The sequence below is a fragment of the Paenibacillus sp. FSL H3-0469 genome, assembly GCF_038051945.1.
In the GTDB taxonomy this organism is placed as follows: domain Bacteria; phylum Bacillota; class Bacilli; order Paenibacillales; family Paenibacillaceae; genus Paenibacillus_AQ.
The window spans coordinates 1,203,070-1,223,521 of sequence record NZ_CP150302.1; the positions used below are offsets into that span (position 1 = coordinate 1,203,070).

Genomic DNA, 20,452 nt, shown 5'->3' on the forward strand with positions numbered 1-20,452 from the left:
GTAATCGGAAAACCGATTACATTCGGCTCTGCGCAGGCGTGTGGGCACAATGTAATCGGAAAACCGATTACATTCGGCACTGCGCAGGCGTGTGGGCACAATGTAATCGGAAAACCGATTACATTCGGCACTGCGCAGGCGTGTGGGCACAATGTAATCGGAAAACCGATTACATTCGGCGCTGCGTGAGCATGTGGCCCAGTTGTTTTAAATACATAAATAAATTTCGATTCTTTCTTTCCCTCTCCCGATATTGTTACGCTTTAACTTTATTTCTCCAACTTCACCTGTTTTCTTCAAGTGAGTTCCACCGCAGGGAACCTTTGAGAAGCCTTTAACTTCCCAATATCTTCTTCCATTTCCTTCATCGCTGAAGGCACTAATAATATCTAGGTTTGCCTCAATAATCTTACGGAATTCTTTCTCGATCAAAGAAAATGATTTTGAAATATTCTCGTGCCAAGCAAAATCGATTCGGGCTTTATCCTGAGAGATATGAGCGCCTATTTTCTCAATACCTGTCAACTGTTTATAAGCTAATTCTAATACAACCTCCGCAGCAAAATGTAGTCTCATAAGTCTGTAACGACGATCCCAATCTACGGTCATAGATACTACATCACCAACCTTTAAGTCATGCCCTTCTTCAAGGGTATAAATGATTTCATGACCCTCTTTTTTGGCTTGATGTACAGAATACCCGTGAATCAATCCTGTATCACTCTCTTGTCCTCCAGAGAATGCATACAAGATGGTTCTTTCCACTGTAATGTCATTGCCGTTAACACTGGATATACGAGTATCTAATTTCGTTAAATATGGGTTAGTCCAAAATACTTTTTCAACCATATCAGCACCTCTATACTTATTTTGTTTATTATATTATACAAAAATAACAATATAATAAACAAACAGCGAATCCCCGTCATGGGAGATTCGCTGTTTAAGTCAACACCGCCGGACGTCCGGCTTCAACTATCTACGCCCGTTGTTCCTCCAGCCACAGAATGGCCGTTACTCCGCGCGGGTAATATTTGCTGCCGGTGATTTCGCCGGAGATAATCTGGTCACTCCAGCTCCAGATCGAGAGCTGCGGATGCGTAAGCCAGGCCGTATGGGCCTGATCTGCCGCGCGGCCCTTCTCATCCCATTCCAGGCCGAGAATTTCTCTGGCGATGAACTGGGAGAGATAGATTTTACTCAGCCAGCTGTTATTGCTGGTGGAGGAGATTTTCCAGCCGCCGTCATCGAACAGACAGACTCCCTCCACGAGCACAGCCTTCAGATGCGTGTCCAGTGCCTCAAGATATTCGCCGAACCGTCCTCCGCGCTCCAAGGCTTCCTTGCAGCCGGTGAAGTAAGGGAACACCAGGCCTTCGATGGCCGGGATAATCTTCGAATCATTGCCTTCGCCGATGACCGCCGGAATGTAGCCGCCTTTGGTCACACTCGCCACGATAGTAGCCGCACAGAGTTCAGCCTGCCGGCCGGCAGTCTGGGACAGCTCCGTATTGCCGTTGTCGCGGAAAATCCGCTCCATAGCCAGATAAGCAGCCCAGCATTTTCCTGCCAGATAAATATTGTTGCGCGCCTGGCCCAGGGAGACATCCAGACTGTCATAGGTCGTAATCTCTGCACCGCCCATGGTCCGTGAGCTGTCGAGCGCCATCACACCGTTGCGCTTCGCCGGGTCCGGATGATCCCGGTTCAGCATACTCTGCAGGCAGCTCTCCAGTACCGTCAGATTGCGCTCCATCCAGCTGCGGTCCCCGGTATGCTCCACATAAGTTGCCGCAGTGAGAATCCAGTTGACCAATTGCTCGTGGGTCATATGCGAGAAGCAGCCATCAATGCCGTACAGCTCATAGGAGGAATACCCCGGACGAGACACGGCGTTGGCTACTCCCATATCATGCGTGAAGCTAAGTCCGCCCGGATACTCGATCAAGTCTCCCGGGAAGCGGACGGTGTCGGCATAACTGAACCGGTCCACGAACATATCCAGCTCATTACGGACGGTCCACGGATTCATCTTCAGCTCAAAGAACAGCTGGTCTACCGTAAGATCGAACGTATTCATCATCCGGTACTCGCCTTCGTTGACGACCCAGAACGGCTGGCCTTTGTACTCCAAGAGCTCGGTAGAGCCGTAATAGCTGCGGATAGCGTGAGCAAGCATGAAGGTCTGGTCGTCACTTAAGGCCGTTCCCTCCAGCATTCCGTTCGCTTGTTCAGCCTGCTGCTTCAGCGTGTCGAACCGGGATAACGCATATTCCGCAACAGCTTCCACATTGCTGTAATAGCGGTTATAGTAATAGCTCGCATCCATTCCTGATGTCACATAACCGGAGCGGTGGAAGCAGACCGCGAACTGGTACACCTTGCGTTCACCGGCGGGCACATCCATAATCAGCGCGCCAACCTGCCCCAGCCCGAAGGTCCAGTTCTCCTCCAGCTCCGCTGCAAGAATATCCTCCATTGTAAAATGCATTGCCGCCTTCACACTTCCCTGCTTCGCGGCAATCGCCAGGAACCGGCCCTGGCCGACACCCGTCAGATCCTCCTGGCCTCCATCGAATCTTCTCAGGGCGCTATACGGGTCATTCCCCTGGAAACCGAAGAAAGCACGGCGCGCAGAGCTGCCCGCTGTGTTATCGACTTCAAGCTCTACCAGCACGGCTGGAAGCAGTACTTCCTTCAGCTCTGCCTCCGAAGCCGTCTCCGGGTCCGGAACGGGCCGGACGGGCGACAGAATGCGGAAAGTGAGATCGCCGGCCTGCCAGCTGTCCGTTGTAAGCCGGAAATCACGCGTAATTTCATCTTCCCCGAAGTGAAACAGCGTCTGCGGCTTGTCCGGACTCGGGTCCGGGTTCTCAATATCGTAGCGCTTGCTCTCATCGTCACTGCCCTGCTCATGGAAGGGCAACGTATCATAACCGCGGCCGTCCTTGCGCGCAAGCCCAATATATATGTTCTGTCTTGGCGGTCTGCCGAGTTCGAGGTCAAAGCCGCCGGACGCTCCTTGAAATCCGAGGGTGAAGCTTGAGAATGATCCTATCGGTGAATGATGGGCATTGAAGAATTTGTTAGTTGGCATACAGTATATACACTCCCTCCAGCTGTGTCCCGGCAGTGCCGGGCTCTAGCTCTATGTTAGCGCTCCCCGCCCCTCAGGCAACAGGCGCAAAGCCTCCAATTATTTGGACAAATCAATCGGACGCAGCGGCCTATGCTATAATAGATCCATCTTTTAACAAAGAAGAGGTTGAACATGAACGTATTAGATCCCGGCACACAGCATTCCATGGACGGACGCATGTCCCCGGATGTTCAAGCTGCCTTCCATCTCTTCGCCGCCCACTGGCGCAAGGTGAACAAAGAGTGGCAATATCCGGCACACACTCACCCGATGTTCGAGATCAACATCGTTCTGCAGGGCTCGCAGCACATGGCTGTAGGCGGACATTCTTACATCCAGGAGAGCGGTGACATTCTGTTCATCCGCCCGGGTGTGCAGCACTCCAGTCTGGGCGCAGCCGCAGGGGATGAGATGTCTTATTACTGCCTGCACTTCGACATTGACGATTTGGTTCTGCGCCGCTCCTTAATGACAATGGATACCGTCAGTCTAAGCGGAGACACCCCGGAGCTGAAGGCGATCCGCGCTTCCCTGGATGACATTATCCGCTCAACCATTCTCCCGGAGGCCAGCGATGCCCAGCGGGGCCGGCTGGTGATGCTGAACGCTTCGCTCCAGTTCTTCACCGCCCTTAGCGGCTGGGTGCTGGCTGCCCTGCCTTCTCCTGCCCGGAGCACCCTGCCGGGAGTGACAGAGAAGACCGTCGCCCTGGCGAATGCCATGGAAGGGCTGCTGCAGGAATCCGTCTTCACCGCTGCGGCATCAGGCAGCAGAGCTGGAAGCATCGAGGAGATTGCGGCCAGACTCGGCTATAGCCCTAACCACTGTAACCGCGCCTTCCGGCAGATCTACGGGCTGCCGCCGAGGCAGTATCTCTCCGATCTCATTATCCGCCATGCCAAGCTCCTGCTGCTGGACAACAGCCTGTCTGTAGAGAGCATCGCCTACCGGCTGGGCTACCGCGATGTGTCCCATTTCAGCAAGCAGTTCAAGCGCTGGACCGGCCTGCCCCCAATGGGCTACCGCCAGCTTACGGAGGAGCCGGGTAAGACGGACGACGGAGTGCCTCTTCCGCGCTCACAAGGAGGTATACAATGAAGATTTACCATTTCAAACCAGATTCAGGCAAACCAATAACCGCCTTCAATTCCGATTTCATCTTATCCCGGATTATCCAGACTGAGGAGAAGACGCATATCGGCTGCGTATACCTTGGACACCAGGGAGTAATCGGTTTTCATCAGGCGACCTGTCCGCAGCTGCTGCTCATTGTGAACGGTGAGGGGTATGTGCGCGGAGAGGAAGCTGAATTTACAGCTGTGTGTGCAGGTCAAGCCGTCTTTTGGGAGCGGGAGGAATGGCACGAGACCCGGACAGATTCAGGATTGACTGCGATTATTATTGAAGGTGATTCGCTGAACCCTGCCGCCTACATGACTCTCTAACTGACAACGATGAGGACTGAGCTTCCGCTATATGAGCAAATCAGGTGAAATTCTGGGACAATCGGACTGAGATTCCGTTATGCGTCCTAACAGGTGTCCTCTGAGGCTCAAAAGTACAAACTAGCGGAATCTCAGTCCGTTTCGGCGCTAACACACGTGATTTTGGCAAAATAACGGAATCTCAGTCCGCTTCAGAAGGCAGATCACCGGGAGCGCGCATGGAGGGCACTTGAAGCACGAAGCACGAAGCACAAAACAGCTTATCTTTTATCCTATTTGTAAAAGTTGGTGACCGTATGATCTATCTCATTAAATTCGTATACAGCTTTGTCCTGCCGCCCGGGTTATTTGTCCTGCTGCTGCTGGGCATGGTGGTCTGGCTGTGGAAAAACAGCCGCCGTCCTGCGGTCGTGCTGCTGGCGGTCACGCTCCTGCTCTATCTGTCGATGACCTCTGCTGTCGCCGACACACTGATCGGGAGCCTGGAGCGGAAGTATCCTCAGCCTGCCGCCGCAGAGGGGGATGTGATCGTTATTCTCGGCGGCGGAGCCACCTCCGGCACCCCGGATCTGGACGGGCAGGGCAATATGTCCGGTCCGGCGGCGAACCGGCTGCTGGCAGCTGCACGGCTGTACCGTGAGACCGGCCTGCCGGTCATTTTCTCCGGGGGACAGGTATTCGCCGACAGCGGCAATGAAGCGGATATCGCCCGGCGGCAGCTCATCGGCCTCGGCATCCCCGCAGAGGACATCCTGCCGGAGAACCGCTCGCTCAACACGGAGCAGAATGCGGTCAACACCGCGAAGCTCATGCAGGAGCATGGCTTCAGCCGTCCTGTTCTGGTAACCTCCGGCTTCCATATGCCGCGCAGCATGGTCCAGTTCGGGCAGGCCGGACTTACGCCGCAGGCTTTTCCAGTAGATTTCCAGGCCAGCCGTCCGATGTCACTCTATGTAAGCAAATTCACTCCTTCTGCCGGAGCCGTCTCTACAACCGGGCTGGCCCTGAAGGAGTATCTGGGGTTAATAGCCGCGAAGCTGCTGCCTTGACCCCTGCAGCTGGCTGCACACGGCCGTACGCCCATCAAAGAAAGCGAGGTGCCTTTAGCCAATGAACCCGTACGATGAAGAGAAATTAACCGGCGGAAATGTAAATGAGATTATCCGCAAGGCAGACACCGTCCGCCGCCCCACAGGGAGCTGGAGCACAAGTATTCATGCACTGCTTCAGCATTTGGAGCAGCAGAATTTCGCTGGAGCCCCCAGATTTCTGGGCATAGATGAAGCAGGGCGCGAGATTCTATCCTTTCTACCCGGCGAGGTTCCGGGCAACGCGTATCCTGAGCTGGAGCCGTACATGTGGTCTGAAGAGACCCTTACGGGCCTGGCGCGCCTGTTACGCAGCTATCATGATGCAACGGAGGGTTTTGTAGCGAATAGTATACATATGGAGTGGCAGCTCCCCTATGCCGATCCTGCGGCACATGAAGTGATCTGCCATAATGACGCGGCGCTGTACAATGTGGTGTTTCAGCATGGTGCGCCCGTGGCGCTGATTGATTTCGACATGGCCGGTCCGGGCCCGCGCCTATGGGATATTGCCTATACCCTCTATACTTCAGTTCCGCTCGCCGGTTTTGCTCCTGACTATCTGACAGGCTCCACAGTACCTTACCAGACAGACCTCCATGCAGCAGACCGGCAGCGGCGGATTGAGCTATTTTTCGAAGCCTATGGACTGCCTGTCCCGGAAAATCTGCACGACTGGCTGACCCGGCGGCTCACGGCTATGTGCGATACGCTGAAGAAGGAGGCCGAGGCGGGCAACCCTGCTTTTGTCCGTATGGTGGAAGAAGGCCACCTGGCCCACTATGAGCGAGAGCTGCAATTCATAGCTGACCATTATAGCGAATGGACTACTGCTTCTCTTTGAAAAAGAAAAAAGCAGCAATTCTCACATTACTGGAGAGTTGCTGCTTTTCGTTTTTTGCTAATTAGGAGTGAATATCGCATCCCACGTTACTCTACTCTTTAACCAACTCCGTAAAAACCGCAGACACCGCTTCGCCCAGCAGCTTCGGCTCAAGCTCCATCTGAACGCCGATCCGGCCTGCGCTGACTGCAATGACCTCAAGCTCCACCGCACTGCTGTGAATGAACGTAGGGTAAAGCTTCTTCATCCCGACAGGGGAACAGCCCCCGCGCACGTATCCCGTATGCTTCAGCAGCTCCTTGAGCGGCAGCAGCTCAATCTTCTTGACTCCGGCGGCTCTGGCCGCGGCCTTCAGATCCAGCTCTTCAGCAACCGGAATCACAAAGACGTACGGCTGCGGCCCGCTGTGTGCGACCAGTGTCTTGAATACTACTTCAGGAGGCAGGCCAATCTTCTCAGCAACCGCTGTTCCGTGAATCAGCCCGTCCTCATTGTCGTAGCTATGAATGGTATAGCTTATCTTCCTTGCATCCAGTATGCGCATGGCATTCGTTTTGTTCATCTGCCGCTCCCCCTAATCCCGGGGGTAATTGATTTGCATAATGTCCATGAACGGCACCTTGATAATCTCTTCATGATTTCTGACATGCACCCTGCCGGTACGCGAATCCATCTCTACAATCACTCCGCGCACCTCTTCTTCCTTCCCCCAGACCGTCAGCAGAATCTCGGAATCCTCCTGCTTCGCCTCTACCAGCTGGTTGCCCAGCTCCTCAAGCACGAATTCGTCGCGGGTTGGACGTTTTGCCACTTTTGCCTTCGCCACACTTTGCCTCCAGTAAGCCATTACAGAATATAGGATCATGCCCGGTGTAAATGCTCCTGTCTATTATACCATGAGAGGAAGCCTGATTTTACACAATTCACGATTATTATTCATGATTCAAAAGCGCCGCCCCCGCGATGCCGGGATGGGTCATTTCATACGGGTCCAGAATGAGATTCAGCTCTTCTTCACTCAGTACATTGTATTTCAGACACAAGGCCCGGACCGATTCTCCGGTCAGAATAGCTTCCCTGGCAATCCGCGAGACGACCTCATATCCCAGATGCGGGTTCACGGCGGTAATAATGCCGACGCTTCGCTCCACCTCACGCGCAAGCTTCTCCTTATTGGCTTCAATCCCTGCCAGACAATAGTCGGTGAACACCCGGAAGGAATTGTTCATGATGCTGATCGACTGAATCAGATTGAACACCATCACCGGCTCCATCACGTTCAGCTCCAGTTGACCGGCCTGAGCGGCGAGACAGATCGTATGATCATTGCCGATCACCTGAAAAGCCACCTGGTTAATCACCTCGGCCATCACCGGATTCACCTTGCCGGGCATGATAGACGATCCCGGCTGGCGGGCCGGCAGCGTAATTTCATTGAAGCCCGAGCGCGGGCCGGAGGCCATCAGGCGCAGGTCGTTGGCGATTTTGGACATATTCATCATGCAGACCTTCAGGGACGCCGAGACTTCGGTATAGGCATCCGTATTCTGCGTGGCATCCACCAGATGCTCCGCGCTGACCAGCGGCAGACCGCTGATCTCAGCCAGCAGCTCGACGACCCGCGTAATATAACGGGGATCGGCGTTCAATCCGGTACCCACGGCGGTCGCGCCCATGTTCACCTCATAGAGATGGCCCCGCGTATGCTCGATCCGCTGAATGTCGCGCTCCAGCACCCGGCTGTACGCCTCGAATTCCTGTCCCAGACGGATCGGCACCGCGTCCTGCAGGTGAGTCCGTCCCATTTTAATTACGGAATCAAATTCAGCCGCCTTCTGCAAAAATACACCGTGCATCGTCCGCATCGTGATCAGCAGCTGCTCCAGCAGCGATAGCGTGGCAATATGAATCGCCGTCGGAAACGCATCGTTCGTCGATTGCGCCATATTCACATGAGTGTTCGGACTAAGCTGCAGATAATCTCCCTTGGCCTTGCCCAGCAGCTCCAGCGCACGGTTCGCAATCACTTCATTGGCATTCATATTGAGCGAGGTGCCCGCGCCGCCTTGAATCGGATCCACGATGAACTGCTCATCCCAGTTCCCCGCAATCACTTCTTCTGCCGCTTGGACGATGACCTCCCCCAGGCCTTTATAGAGGCGGCCGATTTCCATGTTGGCGAGCGCAGCGGATTTTTTGACAATCCCCATCGCCTTGATTAATTCATGATGCACACGGTAGCCGGTAATCGGGAAATTCTCCACCGCCCGGAGGGTCTGTATCCCGTAATAGGCCTGATGCTCCACCTGCTTACTGCCCAAAAAATCCTTCTCCAGCCGATATTCTGTCTCTGACATCCTGCTCTCCCCCATGTCTTCAGTAGTAGATCCTCAGCTGCAAATTAGTCAACTTATTCTTTCCTTGCAGCCCTAAAGATATTACCTTCATTGCTGCTCCATGCTCAGGCCCTATGCGGGTAGCGCAAAGAACCCGGCAGCCATTGCTGACCCCCGGGCTTTATGTCATTGTAGCTTAAAATTTGAGATAGTTCCAATCTGAAAAAATCTTAAGATCCCCAGGGGGCGGAGTGTCCCGTTTAGACCTTATAATGTTCAAATGATACCGGTTTGCCGTTAATCTGCGAAAGTATTCCCGTATGCTTATTGTCAATGCTGAGCTGCAGGCGTTCATTCCCGCTCCAGGCCGTATACGCTGCCGAGAGGCTCTCTCCCTCCGTAAATTCCGGTGCCCGCTTCATAGCGGCTGCAGCGAATTCCTCAAGCCCGTATATCCCCAGCTCTGCCGCCTGATCTGTGCTAAGCGCTTCGACCACGACGCCTCCCGGCATGTTCTTGGACGTTACCTCCAGATAGGATGACCGCTCCAGCAGTTCATAATCTTGTGATACATAGACGGCAAAATACACATTGCCCGCATAGCCAAGCAGCGCCTTGGGCTGCCTGATCCATTCGCCTAGCGGAAGCACCCCGACGATGGCTGTATCTGCTCCTTCGGGCACAGGGAACAGCGACAGTACCGTGTTCCGGTGATATAGCACCTCCATATAAGGACTCTGGTGCCGGGGATCGCCCGGCTGATAGCCTTGACCCGGATGGAAAAAGTAAAGCCGGTTCACACCTTCCGCCGCCGGAACCGGCAGCGAGAAGGCCCAGCGCAGCTGCTCATTGTCGAATTCCTCCACCCGCTCCCACATCCCGCCTGCCGCGTAATCCTTGCAGATATAGGCGTAAGAATGCAGCGCCGGCTGGCGCTCCGGGGAACCGGCAACCACCTTCTCAGTCTTCTTGCAGACCTCCACCGGTAACTGGCGGTTCAGCGCAGTAGAGCGCACCTCTTCCGGTGCTTCATAATAGAGGAACCCTGCGTATTCGGTACGGGGCATCTCCGCAGGCAGAGCAAAATCCCCGAACTGCACATAGTCGTGCAGCACATTGCCGTCTGCCGGAACATCATGCGGCCAGCCCCGGGAATGCGCGCCTGCCCACGCCCCTTGCAGATACCATTGGCTCCGCTCAGCCCACAGGAAGTCCAGCATCCCGCCAAGCATCTCTCTGACGCTGCTGTCCTCTTCAAGCTCCCAGGCACAAGTGAATGCCTGTACCCAGTGCCAGAACCACGGCAGGCTGCCATACTCCGGCATGCCCTTCGCACGGATATGCGCCAGCGTGATCTCCAGGCTGTGCCGCCCGTCTTCCCGCAGCTCCTCATCCTCAAACAGCTGGCCGAAGATCAGCTTCGCCGCCGTATATTTCGCTTCATGATGGCCGAACTCCGCTACCTGCTTCCGGAAGAAGCCGCTGCGGTAGATATGTCCAATTGCTGTATGGAACGCCACGCGCAGTCCCGCGCTGAACCGGGCGGAATATCGCTTGCAGAACCAGACCATCAGGCTGCCCATGATCTCCACCGGCAGCTCATGCGGTGCAGCCTCCTGAGGCGCGGGGCTTAGCCCCAGCGGCCAATGTCCATATAAGGGTGTTCCCGGCATCCGGTTCTGAAGTCTAACCGTCTCTAAAAGTACAGCTTCGGCCTTCCGCTTGGCATCCTCCCGGCTGAACGGCAGCTCCAGGTTATCATCCACCGCAGCGGCAAATAAATAGGAAGCATAATAGAAGTTGTTGCGCACATCATCATGGAACCAGAGTCCGCTGAACAGCAGCGGACGGCGCTCTGCCTCCACTGCGGCAGCGTACATAATCTCCCGCTGGCGTACTATATAAGAAGTCTCTTGCTGATGCTTAGGCTGGTCTGTCATATTGCTCACCCTCCACAGTGATATTTCTATCATTTATTTTACAGTGCAATTCGTTCTCTCCTGCTCTATTGTGCACGCTTTCAGTACATATGGCAATCTTATCAGTGAATAAATAAACTAAAATAAACGTACTAAAAAAGATTATGCTTGATAAATGAACGTAAATGGATTAAATTGTACCTATACGAACGAAAATATGTTTTCTAAGGAGACTGAATATTCGATGGAAAGACGTTTTGCATCACATCCGAATGAAGTGAAGCAGTTTGACACTGAGCGCCTGCGCAAGGAGTTCCATATCCCGGTGATCTTCGCACCAGACGAGCTGAAGCTTGTCCTGACGCATGAAGACCGCATGATCGTTGGCGGAGCAAATCCGGTGAACGGCGAGGTGGCTCTGACTACGGACCTCAAGGAGCTTGGCGTAACTTACTTCCTGGAACGCCGTGAGCTGGGCGTTATCAATGTCGGCGGCAAGGGTTCGGTTGTTGTGGACGGAACTGAATATGAGGTTGATTTCAAGGAATGCCTGTATGTGGGCCAGGGCTCGAAGGATGTTATTTTCAAGAGCGCTGACAGCGCCAAGCCGGCCAAATTCTATCTGAATTCCGCTCCGGCGCACCAGTCCTACCCGACTACGAAGACTACGCTGGCTGAATCCGAATCCGGGGCCATGGGCGGTCTGGAGAATTCCAATGAACGGACGATTCACCGCTTCATCCACACGAACGGCGTGCAGAGCGCACAGCTTGTCATGGGGATGACTCAGCTGAAGCCGGGCAGCATGTGGAACACCATGCCATCGCATACACATCCACGCCGGATGGAAGCCTACTTCTATTTCGATCTGCCGGACGATTCCATCGTCTTCCACCTGATGGGCGAACCGACCGAGACCCGTCACATTGTAATGCACAATGAACAGGCTGTTATCTCGCCAAGCTGGTCCATTCACAGCGGTGTGGGCACGCATAACTATACCTTCATCTGGAGCATGGCCGGAGACAACAAGCGGTATGATGATATGGACCCCGTAGGGATGAAAGAATTACAATAGAAGCAAATCAACTACGGAAAGATGAGGCAGGCGGATGAACCCGATACGGCGGCACGAGATGATTATGGAAGTTATGCTGAACCAGAAGGATGTAACCGTGAACGAATTGAGCGACAAGCTCCAGGTCACCGGCAAAACGATCCGCGAGGACTTAAGCAAGCTGGAGGAACAAGGACTGATTATGCGCGTCCACGGCGGCGCCGTGCTGGCACAGAGCGATCAGTTCGGCATTCTGCCCCTGCGCAATCCGCTGGATAAATACGCTGAGGAGAAGACGGAGATTGCCCGGCGTGCGCTGGCGCATATCGCTCCGGATGACATCATTGCCCTGGACGGCGGAAGCACAACGCTTGAGATTGCCCGGCGGCTGGACAATATTCCCCTTACGGTCATTACCAATGATGTCTACATCATCAGTGAGCTGGTTCCCAGAGACAACATCCGGCTGGTCGTTCCCGGCGGTTACCGTGTCCGCAATATGCTGGCCGGTCCCGAAGCCGTGTCCTATGTACAGAAGCTTAATATTCAAAAAGCCTTTCTCTCGGCCACAGCCGTTCATATTGAACACGGCCTGTCCATCTATACCGGCGATCTTATAGATTTCAAACAGGCGTTAGTCTCCACGGCCCGTCAGGTGTTCGCCGCATGCGATCATCACAAATTCGGTCAGACCGCGCTGCGCACCTTCGCTTCCCTGCAGGAGGTCGATGTGCTGCTGACGGACAGCGGGCTCGCCCCGGAGACCGCCGGGCTGTTCCGCAAAGCTGGCATTAATATTGAATGCGGGTAACTATACAATTCCAATAGCTCAAAGGAGAGATTAATCATATGTCATCTTTATTCAGCTTGGCAGGTAAAACAGCAATCGTAACAGGCGCAGCGCAAGGTCTTGGACAAGGCATTGCCATCGCCTTCGCAGAAGCCGGTGCAGACGTAGTCTCCGTATCTCTTAATTCCAGTGACGAGACCGTAGCAGCCTGTGAAGCTTTTGGCGTCAAAGCACTGAGCATCTCCGCTGACCTCAGCGATCATTCCAAGCTTCAAGGCATGTTCGACGAAGCCGTTGCCTTCACCGGCAAAGTGGATATCCTCGTCAACTGTGCAGGCATGATCCGCCGCACTCCGGCCAAGGACCATAGCGAGAAGGACTGGTTCGATGTCATCAACCTCAACCAGAACACCGTCTTCCTGCTGTCGCAGATTGTCGGACGTCACTTCCTGGAACGGGGAAGCGGCAAAATCATCAACATCGCCTCCATGCTCTCCTACCAGGGCGGCATCAACGTGCCGGGCTACACAGCAAGTAAGCATGCCGTAGCCGGTCTGACCAAAGCCTTCGCCAATGAATGGGCTGGCTCGGGCCTTAACATCAACGCGATTGCTCCGGGCTACATGGCTACCGAGAATACCGCTCCAATCCGTGCGGACCAGAGCCGCTCCGATTCCATCCTTGACCGTATTCCAGCCGGACGCTGGGGAACTGCTGACGATGTGAAGGGCCCTGCCGTATTCCTGGCCTCCGCCGCTTCCGACTACCTGAACGGCCACATTCTGAATGTGGATGGCGGCTGGTTGGCTAGATAAGGAACGACAAGTAGAAACGGGCGCCGTCCTTACAGAGACGGCACCCGTACAAAGAACCCCCGGTTGCTTCTTAATGAAGCATGGCCGGGGGTTTTGTATGTTCCTTATAGTCTGCTCATGAGCTGAGGCCGGGTTATGTTGTCCGAGATTCTTTTGAGACAGAATAGATTGCTAATTCCAAGAACCGCGAGATAGATCATGGACCCCATCATCATGTTCGGAGCCAAGTAGATGATATATAATACCGGGAACACAAACAGAAAGGACAGAAGGCTTGTCGCATACAAGCCCTGACGCGGAGTTCTGAGCCGCAGAGAAAGAATAGCTGCTATGAACATCATGGCTATGGATGAGAGCAGACCAACGGGAAACAGCAGGATAAGCTGTGCAGCTGTATAGCCTTGGATGGAGACAAGCTCAGGACTGATCAGCGCTGCAATAGATACCCCCGCCAACGTCAGCAGGGATGAGAGGGCCAGCATGACCGCCGTTACAAGCACTGGAATCATACATTTAGCCAGAAAGACCGGCCGGATCTGCAGAGGTGTAGACAATAGGGCTTCCCCTGTCTTATATACTTTTTCCCCGCCTATGGAGTACGCTATTAAGTTAGTCGGCACTCTCGGTATCATTAGCACGGTTAGCAGGACGGCATAGTTGAGGTCAAGCGTTCCCGTAAAATACAGCAGCAGACACACCATAGCAACCGGCGAGAAGCACAGAAATCCAAAGCTCAGGAGCATTCTTTTCAAGGTCATCAGCATCTTCCATTCCAATCTTAACACTATGCCAAACTGAGATCCCGGGAGAGCTAAGGATATACGCTGCTGATGCCCTCTCTCCGTCTTCTGGATGGCTATCGGCTGGAAAAAATCCGGCTGCTTCATCCTCCTGATCTTCGCCGCGAACATCGATATAACCCAAAGGTAAATCAATGTACAGATGCAACTTACAATCAGCGCCGAGAACAAGTCCACAGTTCTTATAACCGACAGACAGATGACCAGGAGAAAGCTGAGAGGATAAGCCATTAGCGACACCCGCTGGTTGGCAGCCCGCAAATCTCCTGATGTGGAGGAAACATACACCCCGCCCATGCATATTGCACTATAATTCAGTCCAGCTACAATCAGGATGCACATCCATTGCCAAGGAATCAACGCTGCTCCGCCGCCGGTAAGATAGCTCGTTAACGCAGAGCAGAGAACGGTTATAGTGAAGTAGACCAGCGCAAATAAGAAGCAGAACTCAAACTTCCTCCAAAGCATGCTTTTCCCATGGATGGGACTGGACAGGAGTGTCTCCAAAGTATGGTGCTCCCGTTCCCCCGCAATGCTGCCGGCTAACATGGGTCTCAGTAAGACTGACGTAAGTAATGCTGCGGTGGCTAAGGAGACTTCTACCCCGTGCATGAACAGCGGGAGGATTATACCGGTAATGCCTATGGACAGGCCGTAAAAGAAGAGCATCCCTTTGTCACTTGTAAACTCTGCGCACTGCATACGAAAAACGGGATAGGATCTGTTCATCTGCCTCCCCCCTGCTCTATCTCCATGTACAGCTTCTCAAGACTGAATTGCCCGTTCTCCCTGTAATGCTCGCTGTCCCGGAGCGCCGAGATAGAATCTGTAAAAATATTCCGCCCGTGCCGCAGAATCGTGATTCTATCGCACAGCTTTTGGACCTCTTCCAAATTATGCGTGGTCATAATAATGGTGGTCCATTCCTCCTTCGCCAGCCGCGATAACAACTTCCTCAGATCGGTTGTGCTGACAGGATCAAGCCCATTAGAAGGCTCATCCAGGATCAGAAGGCGCGGTTTATGCAGTATGGCCCGGATCAGGGCAACCTTTTTCTTCATGCCGGTAGACAAGCCCTTAATCATCGTTCGTTTCTTGTCCTGCAGTTCAAATGTCCGCAGCAGCTCGTCAATACGGCTACTAGATTCTACACGGCTCATACCATAAATGTCAGCGTAATACATCAGGTTATCCCAGACGGTCAAAGACTCGTACAGCCCTGTATCTTCGGATAATACTCCGCACAGCCCGCGCACGCTATCCCCCTCCTGTATAGGATTCCGCCCAAAAACATTGACCTCCCCGTCGTCCGGCTCCAGCAGACCAAGCAGCAGGCGAAGCGTTGTGGTCTTTCCCGCTCCATTGTGCCCAAGCAGTGCATAGACCTCGCCCTCCGCGATACTCAGATCCAGGCCGTTTACGGCAGCGACATCGCCAAAGGACTTTCTGACCCCTGCGAACCGTATATTCTCCATGCTCCCCGCACCATCCTTTAGGTTAACTTATGTATAGCTTACTGCACATATTTAGTGTAGTCAACTACACATAAATGGTATAGTTAACTTGACTAAGCCCTTAACCGTGCAACATAATAACAGAGTTGAGGTGCAGATAACATTACTTCAGGGGAGGTGGCTGGTTATTGAAGACAAGAATACGCGAGCTGCGAAAAGAGCGGCGGATTTCCCAAGAGGAATTGGCTAAGGCACTGCGTGTCACACGGCACACCATCACTTCAATCGAGAATGAAAAGTACATCGCCTCCCTCCCGCTTGCCTATAAAATTTCAAAATTTTTCGGTTTGCCGATCGAGGATATTTTTGATTTTTCAGATGTGGAGGAGATCGACTATGAAGTCTTTTGAACAGGAGCTGCGGCGGCGGATCGTTATCAATTCCTTCTACGCGGCAGGTATGGGGATAACCGTTATTGTGGCGTTTATACTCAAAGCATTCGTATGGGGCAGGCTCGACATGCTGGACAGCTGGGATATAGGGATTCTCGCCGGTTTATTGTCCGGTTCGTGGATTTCTGCAGCTCTCCGTATTGCCAGGCTCCGCAAGGCGCTCAAAAACCCTGAAATACTAGAAGCGTTACATATTGCCGCGCAAGATGAACGTAACCGGATGATCGCCTTAAAAACGGGCAGGGCTGCTATACGTCTGTTCTTTCTTTTATTGTCTCTTTCTGCTGTCGTCGCCTCTTTGATTAACCAAACCGTGTTCTTAACAATTGCTGTGACTTTGCTTACCCTTATGTTGTTGTACCTTCTGTTATCAGCATACTACTCCCGGAAAATTTAACTTACCGGGACAATGGAGGCGAATTGTATGAATGAAGAATTATTAGCTACATTCGATGAACAAGGAAATCGTACGGGGACGGCTCCCCGGGACGAGGTGCACCGCCAAGGCCTCTGGCATGAGACCTTCCACTGCTGGTTTGTCCGTAAGGCTGACAACGGGCTGAGGATCTGCCTCCAGCTGCGTAGTCAGCAAAAGAAAGATTATGCCGGGCTGCTCGACATCACCGCTGCCGGACATCTGCTGGCAGAGGAGACGGCCTTGGACGGCATTCGCGAGGTCCAGGAGGAGCTGGGACTTGCGATAGCTTTTGACGAGTTACAGCCGCTCGGGGTCATCCCCTACCAGATGGATTCCGCCGGATTCATGGACCGTGAACGGGCGCATGTCTATGTCTATGAGAACCGCTATGCGCTCAGTGCATTCACGCCGCAGCTGGAAGAAGTGGCAGGCATCGTAGAGGCCCGCTTCACTGACTTCCGCAGCTTCATCTCGGGCGCAGACAGCAAGCTTCATGTGCAGGGCTTCCAGATTAACGGGAACGGTGAACGAACGGACATCGATGAACTAGTGGACTTCACGCGCTTTGTCCCGCATGAGCGTGAATATTTTAGGCGGGTGATTGAGGGGATTGAGCGGTTGTACGGTCCAGCCATAACCTAAGACATACTTAAAAGGCAGAACCCGTCGATGGGGTTCTGCCTTCTTCATCTCAATGTATCTTTGCAGATACATGTACTATATAACGCGATTCAGCCGCTTCTTCTTATGCTTTAGCCGCTGCGCGCTTCAGAATTGCCAGTCCGTTCACTGCCAGCGTCAGCTCGGCCGGGGCCGCTGCGCCGGATTCAACATCAGTGTAGGCTTGTCCGTCCAGCTTCACTACTTGCTCAGAGCCGCTGAAATTCTGCACGAATACATACTCATGCTCGCCGTCGGAACGCAGTTGGGCGGTTACTCCGGTCGGAAGCTCACTGTTCAGGGTGCGGCTAATCCGCTCTTTTCCGGTAATTGCGGCGTACAGATCCACATAGAACTGCGCGTCCTTCACACGTGTTGCCAGATGATAAGCCTTACCCGCTCCCAGCTTATTCACAGTGAGTGCAGGACGTCCGGCGTAGAAGTCGCTGCGGTAATGACCCAGCGCCTCAGCGCCTTCCAGATGAATCAGCTCGGCAATCTCATGCGCATCGTATTCACCGCTCAGCTTCAAGCTGTTGCCGGGGTCAAGCACCAGACCGTTCAAGTCGCGGCTATGCAGCCCTTCTGTCTCTTCGGCCCAAATGCCCAGCGTTCTGCGCAGCGGTCCCGGGAAGCCGCCCAGGTGACACAGATCAGTCTCGCCGACCACTCCCGACCAATAGGTAGCCAGGAAGGTTCCGCCCTGTTCAACGTATTTCTCAATCCGCTTCCCGTTCTCTTCGCTGATCAGGTACAGCATCGGAGCAATCACCAGCTTATAGCCGGACAGGTCATCGCCTGAGCCTACCACATCTACCGGAATTCCAAGCTCCCACAGTCCCCGGTAATGCTGAAGCACCGTCTCTTCATATTTCAGGCCGGAATTGCGGATCCCTTGGGCATCCTTCACCGCCCAGCGGTTATCCCAGTCGAACAGAATGGCTGTCTCAGCAGGAGTTGTAGTACCTACAACTTCCTCCAGTCCCGCCAGGGTACGGCCTACCTCAGCTACATCCTTGAAGACACGGGTCTCCGTATGTCCGCTATGGTCGATCACCGCACCGTGGAATTTCTCGCTGGAGCCGCGGCTTTTCCGCCACTGGAAATACTGTACGGAATCCGAACCATGCGCAACTGCCTGGAGTGAGGACAGCTTGTGCATGCCCGGACGCTTCAGCTTGCTGACAATCTGCCAGTTTGTGAGGGAAGGCGTGCTTTCCATGAGCAGGAACGGCTTCTTTTTGAAGCTGCGGTACATGTCATGATGCATCGCTGTCCAGGCGGCCAAGCGGGCGTCATCATCGTCCTCGGTATATCCCCAGTCCGGGTAAGCATCCCACGATACCACATCAAGAATCTTAGCCATGTTGCGGTAGTCCACGCCGTCAATCATGTGCATATTAGTAGTTACCGGCAGATCAGGGTTGAAGCCGCGCACCGCGTCAATCTCATGCTGGCAGAAGTTGATCGTCTGATCGCTTACGAACCGGCGCCAGTCCAGGTTAAGCCCGTGAACCTGAGTCTCACCATGCGGAGCAGGGGACTCGATCTGTTCCCAGGAAGTGTACGTATGGCTCCAGAAGGTAGCCCACCAAGCGTGGTTCACCTCATCCAGATCATTATTGTATTTCGCCTTGAGCCAGTCTCTGAAGGCATCCTGACAGTAATTACAGTGACATTCGCCGCCGAATTCATTAGAGATATGCCAGCCGATCACTGCCGGATGATGCGCGTAACGCTCAGCCAGCTTGGAGTTGATCAGCGCTGTTTTTTCACGGTAGACCGGTGAAGTGAAGCAGTGATTATGACGGACGCCGTGCAGGTTGCGCACCCGGTTCCGTTCCACCCGCAGCACTTCAGGATACTTCTCGGACATCCATGCCGGACGCGCACCGCTCGGAGTCGCCAGGAAGGCGTAAATTCCATTCTCTGCAAAACGGTCCAGGAGCTGATCCATCCACTCAAAGTTAAATACTCCTTCTTCGCGCTCCAGGGATACCCAGGAGAAAATTCCGACAGACATGACATTACAGCCTGCCAGCTTCATCATGCGGATATCTTCTTCCAGCACCCCCGGATATTTCAGCCATTGCTCGGGATTATAGTCGGCACCGTGAAGCATTACAGGAGCCTTGCTGCTGATTGCAGGAACTTTGCTGCTCATATGATTTCATCCTCTCGTTTATGTGTGATAGCAGATGTCAGGATGGGACTTTTCTCGGATACAGTTTCTTCTGTAGCACTGTCCCTCTTGCTTGTATCGATTTATACTATTTATAATAAAGGATATTCTGTGATCAATGGTAGGATAATAATAGCGTTAACATAGCACAAAATGAATATGAGGTGTTCGTATGCTCCCCTTCTCTCTGATTGAAATGCCGCGTGACCTGAATGCTTTTCCCCTCTATCCATACTCTGTCGGCCGTCATATCCAGTATCACCATGTGCGTCCTGCCGGATTCCCGGTGCATCAGATTTTTCTGATCCGCAGCGGCAGCGGGCGGTTCCGTGATCTGGAGGACGGCACCGAAACGGTGTTGCAGCCGGGGATGGCCTATGCCTTTCCGCCTGACCGCGGACATGAATATTATCCGTTATCCCACGAACCGTGGCATGTCGGCTTCATCGGGTTCCACGGCAGCCAGTCTGCCTCTGTTCTGGAGAGTCTCGGCCTGTTGCCTTCGGCCCCGTTCCGCCCCGAGCGGTTCGAGGAATGCTGGGACATGCTCGGCGGGATCTGGCACACGGTGAACGGGAACAGCTCGGCGCGTCAGGAGGAACAGCCGATGCAGGAGTTGTCGGTGACGCTGTACCGGCTGCTGCTGATGCTGCGCAAAAGTGAAGTCTCCACAGGTCCGGCGACCCGGCTGGAGAACGAGAATGTCCGTAACGATGCGCTTAATAAAGCAGTCAGTCTGATCAACGAGCATTTCACCGAACCGCTGCTGATCACCAATCTGGCGGCGGCTGTCGGTTATTCCGTCCAGCATTTCCAGCGTCTGTTCCTGCAGGAATACGGCGTCACTCCGCATAAATATCTGCAGAACCTGCGGCTGCAACGCGCCATGCAGATGCTGACCGAGGACCCGGAGCGTCCCGTGCAGGATATCGCCCTTAACCTCGGCATGGAGACCAATTACTTCATCCGGGTCTTCCGGAAGGCTCATGGAGTGACTCCCGGGGTGATGCGCAGCCGGCTGCATCCGGGTAAGGATCATTGTTGAGCTCACTG

Annotated in this window: 20 protein-coding genes; 11 read left to right on the plus strand and 9 right to left on the minus strand. The window is 53.7% G+C overall.

From position 1 onward, the window contains the following. Window positions 1–207: 207 nt before the first annotated feature. Both NSS83_RS05175 and NSS83_RS05180 read right to left on the minus strand, forming a co-directional pair. Window positions 208–849: an alanyl-tRNA editing protein gene (locus NSS83_RS05175; protein ID WP_341185442.1), complete on the minus strand. Its 642-nt coding sequence runs from the start codon at window positions 847–849 to the stop codon at window positions 208–210. A 130-nt stretch (window positions 850–979) separates the two neighbouring features. After that, complete coding sequence (locus NSS83_RS05180; RefSeq protein WP_341185441.1) at window positions 980–3,097, minus strand: glycoside hydrolase family 52 protein; 2,118 nt, start codon at window positions 3,095–3,097, stop codon at window positions 980–982. 174 nt (window positions 3,098–3,271) lie between these two features. Between NSS83_RS05180 and NSS83_RS05185 the strand changes: the two genes are divergently transcribed. The 4 genes from NSS83_RS05185 to NSS83_RS05200 all read left to right on the plus strand — a co-directional run bounded on the left by NSS83_RS05185 (window position 3,272) and on the right by NSS83_RS05200 (window position 6,516). After that, window positions 3,272–4,237: an AraC family transcriptional regulator gene (locus NSS83_RS05185; RefSeq protein WP_341347808.1), complete on the plus strand. Its 966-nt coding sequence runs from the start codon at window positions 3,272–3,274 to the stop codon at window positions 4,235–4,237. After that, window positions 4,234–4,584 (plus strand): cupin, encoded by a 351-nt coding sequence (locus NSS83_RS05190; RefSeq protein ID WP_341347809.1) that lies wholly within the window; start codon window positions 4,234–4,236, stop codon window positions 4,582–4,584. Before NSS83_RS05185 ends, NSS83_RS05190 begins: the two co-directional genes overlap by 4 nt. A 296-nt stretch (window positions 4,585–4,880) precedes the next feature. Continuing rightward, complete coding sequence (locus NSS83_RS05195; RefSeq protein WP_341185438.1) at window positions 4,881–5,633, plus strand: YdcF family protein; 753 nt, start codon at window positions 4,881–4,883, stop codon at window positions 5,631–5,633. Window positions 5,634–5,694: 61 nt separating this feature from the next. Further along, window positions 5,695–6,516, plus strand: coding sequence for an aminoglycoside phosphotransferase family protein (locus NSS83_RS05200; RefSeq protein ID WP_341347810.1), 822 nt, complete (start codon window positions 5,695–5,697; stop codon window positions 6,514–6,516). A 91-nt stretch (window positions 6,517–6,607) separates the two neighbouring features. Here the strand turns inward: NSS83_RS05200 and ybaK are convergent, their stop codons facing one another. The 4 genes from ybaK to NSS83_RS05220 form a co-directional block, all read right to left on the minus strand. Then, window positions 6,608–7,078, minus strand: coding sequence for a Cys-tRNA(Pro) deacylase (gene ybaK / locus NSS83_RS05205; protein WP_341185436.1), 471 nt, complete (start codon window positions 7,076–7,078; stop codon window positions 6,608–6,610). A 12-nt stretch (window positions 7,079–7,090) separates the two neighbouring features. Continuing rightward, a complete protein-coding gene (locus NSS83_RS05210; protein ID WP_341186786.1) occupies window positions 7,091–7,363 on the minus strand; it encodes a YolD-like family protein in 273 nt (90 codons plus the stop codon). 85 nt (window positions 7,364–7,448) lie between these two features. After that, window positions 7,449–8,873 carry an aspartate ammonia-lyase gene (gene aspA, locus NSS83_RS05215; protein ID WP_341347811.1) on the minus strand — a complete coding sequence of 475 codons (1,425 nt, stop codon included), beginning with the start codon at window positions 8,871–8,873 and terminating at the stop codon, window positions 7,449–7,451. Window positions 8,874–9,112: 239 nt separating this feature from the next. Continuing rightward, window positions 9,113–10,792 carry a hypothetical protein gene (locus NSS83_RS05220; RefSeq protein WP_341347812.1) on the minus strand — a complete coding sequence of 560 codons (1,680 nt, stop codon included), beginning with the start codon at window positions 10,790–10,792 and terminating at the stop codon, window positions 9,113–9,115. Window positions 10,793–11,015: 223 nt separating this feature from the next. On the opposite strand from NSS83_RS05220, the gene kduI reads away from it, so the two are divergent. From kduI to kduD, 3 genes are read left to right on the plus strand one after another with little or no spacing between them, the layout of a single operon-like run. Next, complete coding sequence (kduI, locus tag NSS83_RS05225) at window positions 11,016–11,849, plus strand: 5-dehydro-4-deoxy-D-glucuronate isomerase (RefSeq protein ID WP_340940149.1); 834 nt, start codon at window positions 11,016–11,018, stop codon at window positions 11,847–11,849. Window positions 11,850–11,883: 34 nt separating this feature from the next. Next, the gene (locus NSS83_RS05230) at window positions 11,884–12,639 is read left to right on the plus strand and encodes a DeoR/GlpR family DNA-binding transcription regulator (RefSeq protein ID WP_341185434.1); all 756 of its coding nucleotides are present in this window, start codon (window positions 11,884–11,886) and stop codon (window positions 12,637–12,639) included. 38 nt (window positions 12,640–12,677) lie between these two features. Beyond that, the gene (kduD, locus tag NSS83_RS05235) at window positions 12,678–13,433 is read left to right on the plus strand and encodes a 2-dehydro-3-deoxy-D-gluconate 5-dehydrogenase KduD (RefSeq protein WP_341347813.1); all 756 of its coding nucleotides are present in this window, start codon (window positions 12,678–12,680) and stop codon (window positions 13,431–13,433) included. 104 nt (window positions 13,434–13,537) lie between these two features. On the opposite strand, the gene NSS83_RS05240 is transcribed toward kduD, so the two are convergent. Both NSS83_RS05240 and NSS83_RS05245 read right to left on the minus strand, forming a co-directional pair. Next, window positions 13,538–14,962: a hypothetical protein gene (locus tag NSS83_RS05240; protein ID WP_341347814.1), complete on the minus strand. Its 1,425-nt coding sequence runs from the start codon at window positions 14,960–14,962 to the stop codon at window positions 13,538–13,540. Next, window positions 14,959–15,708, minus strand: a complete 750-nt coding sequence (locus tag NSS83_RS05245) for an ABC transporter ATP-binding protein (protein WP_341347815.1) — start codon at window positions 15,706–15,708, stop codon at window positions 14,959–14,961. The genes NSS83_RS05240 and NSS83_RS05245 overlap by 4 nt, the downstream gene beginning before the upstream one ends. A gap of 167 nt (window positions 15,709–15,875) precedes the next feature. Here NSS83_RS05245 and NSS83_RS05250 point away from each other — a divergent pair, with 167 nt between their 5' ends. Genes NSS83_RS05250 through NSS83_RS05260 form a run of 3 tightly spaced genes read left to right on the plus strand, consistent with a single transcriptional unit; the run spans window position 15,876 to window position 17,199 of the window. Then, window positions 15,876–16,097, plus strand: coding sequence for a helix-turn-helix transcriptional regulator (locus tag NSS83_RS05250; RefSeq protein ID WP_340940141.1), 222 nt, complete (start codon window positions 15,876–15,878; stop codon window positions 16,095–16,097). Then, window positions 16,084–16,536, plus strand: coding sequence for a hypothetical protein (locus NSS83_RS05255; protein ID WP_341347816.1), 453 nt, complete (start codon window positions 16,084–16,086; stop codon window positions 16,534–16,536). Before NSS83_RS05250 ends, NSS83_RS05255 begins: the two co-directional genes overlap by 14 nt. Window positions 16,537–16,563: 27 nt before the next feature. Continuing rightward, window positions 16,564–17,199: an NUDIX domain-containing protein gene (locus NSS83_RS05260; protein ID WP_341185429.1), complete on the plus strand. Its 636-nt coding sequence runs from the start codon at window positions 16,564–16,566 to the stop codon at window positions 17,197–17,199. Between the two features lie 103 nt (window positions 17,200–17,302). Here the strand turns inward: NSS83_RS05260 and NSS83_RS05265 are convergent, their stop codons facing one another. Beyond that, a complete protein-coding gene (locus tag NSS83_RS05265) occupies window positions 17,303–19,381 on the minus strand; it encodes a beta-galactosidase (protein WP_341185428.1) in 2,079 nt (692 codons plus the stop codon). A gap of 190 nt (window positions 19,382–19,571) precedes the next feature. Here NSS83_RS05265 and NSS83_RS05270 point away from each other — a divergent pair, with 190 nt between their 5' ends. Then, window positions 19,572–20,444 (plus strand): AraC family transcriptional regulator, encoded by an 873-nt coding sequence (locus tag NSS83_RS05270; protein WP_341347817.1) that lies wholly within the window; start codon window positions 19,572–19,574, stop codon window positions 20,442–20,444. The last annotated feature ends 8 nt before the right edge of the window (window positions 20,445–20,452 follow it).

Coding starts and splice junctions, on each gene's coding strand:
- NSS83_RS05175 (WP_341185442.1), bottom strand. CDS start 849: ATGGTTGAAAAAGTATTTTGGACTAACCCATATTTAACGAAATTAGAT.
- NSS83_RS05180 (WP_341185441.1), bottom strand. CDS start 3,097: ATGCCAACTAACAAATTCTTCAATGCCCATCATTCACCGATAGGATCA.
- NSS83_RS05185 (WP_341347808.1), top strand. CDS start 3,272: ATGAACGTATTAGATCCCGGCACACAGCATTCCATGGACGGACGCATG.
- NSS83_RS05190 (WP_341347809.1), top strand. CDS start 4,234: ATGAAGATTTACCATTTCAAACCAGATTCAGGCAAACCAATAACCGCC.
- NSS83_RS05195 (WP_341185438.1), top strand. CDS start 4,881: ATGATCTATCTCATTAAATTCGTATACAGCTTTGTCCTGCCGCCCGGG.
- NSS83_RS05200 (WP_341347810.1), top strand. CDS start 5,695: ATGAACCCGTACGATGAAGAGAAATTAACCGGCGGAAATGTAAATGAG.
- ybaK (WP_341185436.1), bottom strand. CDS start 7,078: ATGAACAAAACGAATGCCATGCGCATACTGGATGCAAGGAAGATAAGC.
- NSS83_RS05210 (WP_341186786.1), bottom strand. CDS start 7,363: ATGGCTTACTGGAGGCAAAGTGTGGCGAAGGCAAAAGTGGCAAAACGT.
- aspA (WP_341347811.1), bottom strand. CDS start 8,873: ATGTCAGAGACAGAATATCGGCTGGAGAAGGATTTTTTGGGCAGTAAG.
- NSS83_RS05220 (WP_341347812.1), bottom strand. CDS start 10,792: ATGACAGACCAGCCTAAGCATCAGCAAGAGACTTCTTATATAGTACGC.
- kduI (WP_340940149.1), top strand. CDS start 11,016: ATGGAAAGACGTTTTGCATCACATCCGAATGAAGTGAAGCAGTTTGAC.
- NSS83_RS05230 (WP_341185434.1), top strand. CDS start 11,884: ATGAACCCGATACGGCGGCACGAGATGATTATGGAAGTTATGCTGAAC.
- kduD (WP_341347813.1), top strand. CDS start 12,678: ATGTCATCTTTATTCAGCTTGGCAGGTAAAACAGCAATCGTAACAGGC.
- NSS83_RS05240 (WP_341347814.1), bottom strand. CDS start 14,962: ATGAACAGATCCTATCCCGTTTTTCGTATGCAGTGCGCAGAGTTTACA.
- NSS83_RS05245 (WP_341347815.1), bottom strand. CDS start 15,708: ATGGAGAATATACGGTTCGCAGGGGTCAGAAAGTCCTTTGGCGATGTC.
- NSS83_RS05255 (WP_341347816.1), top strand. CDS start 16,084: ATGAAGTCTTTTGAACAGGAGCTGCGGCGGCGGATCGTTATCAATTCC.
- NSS83_RS05260 (WP_341185429.1), top strand. CDS start 16,564: ATGAATGAAGAATTATTAGCTACATTCGATGAACAAGGAAATCGTACG.
- NSS83_RS05265 (WP_341185428.1), bottom strand. CDS start 19,381: ATGAGCAGCAAAGTTCCTGCAATCAGCAGCAAGGCTCCTGTAATGCTT.
- NSS83_RS05270 (WP_341347817.1), top strand. CDS start 19,572: ATGCTCCCCTTCTCTCTGATTGAAATGCCGCGTGACCTGAATGCTTTT.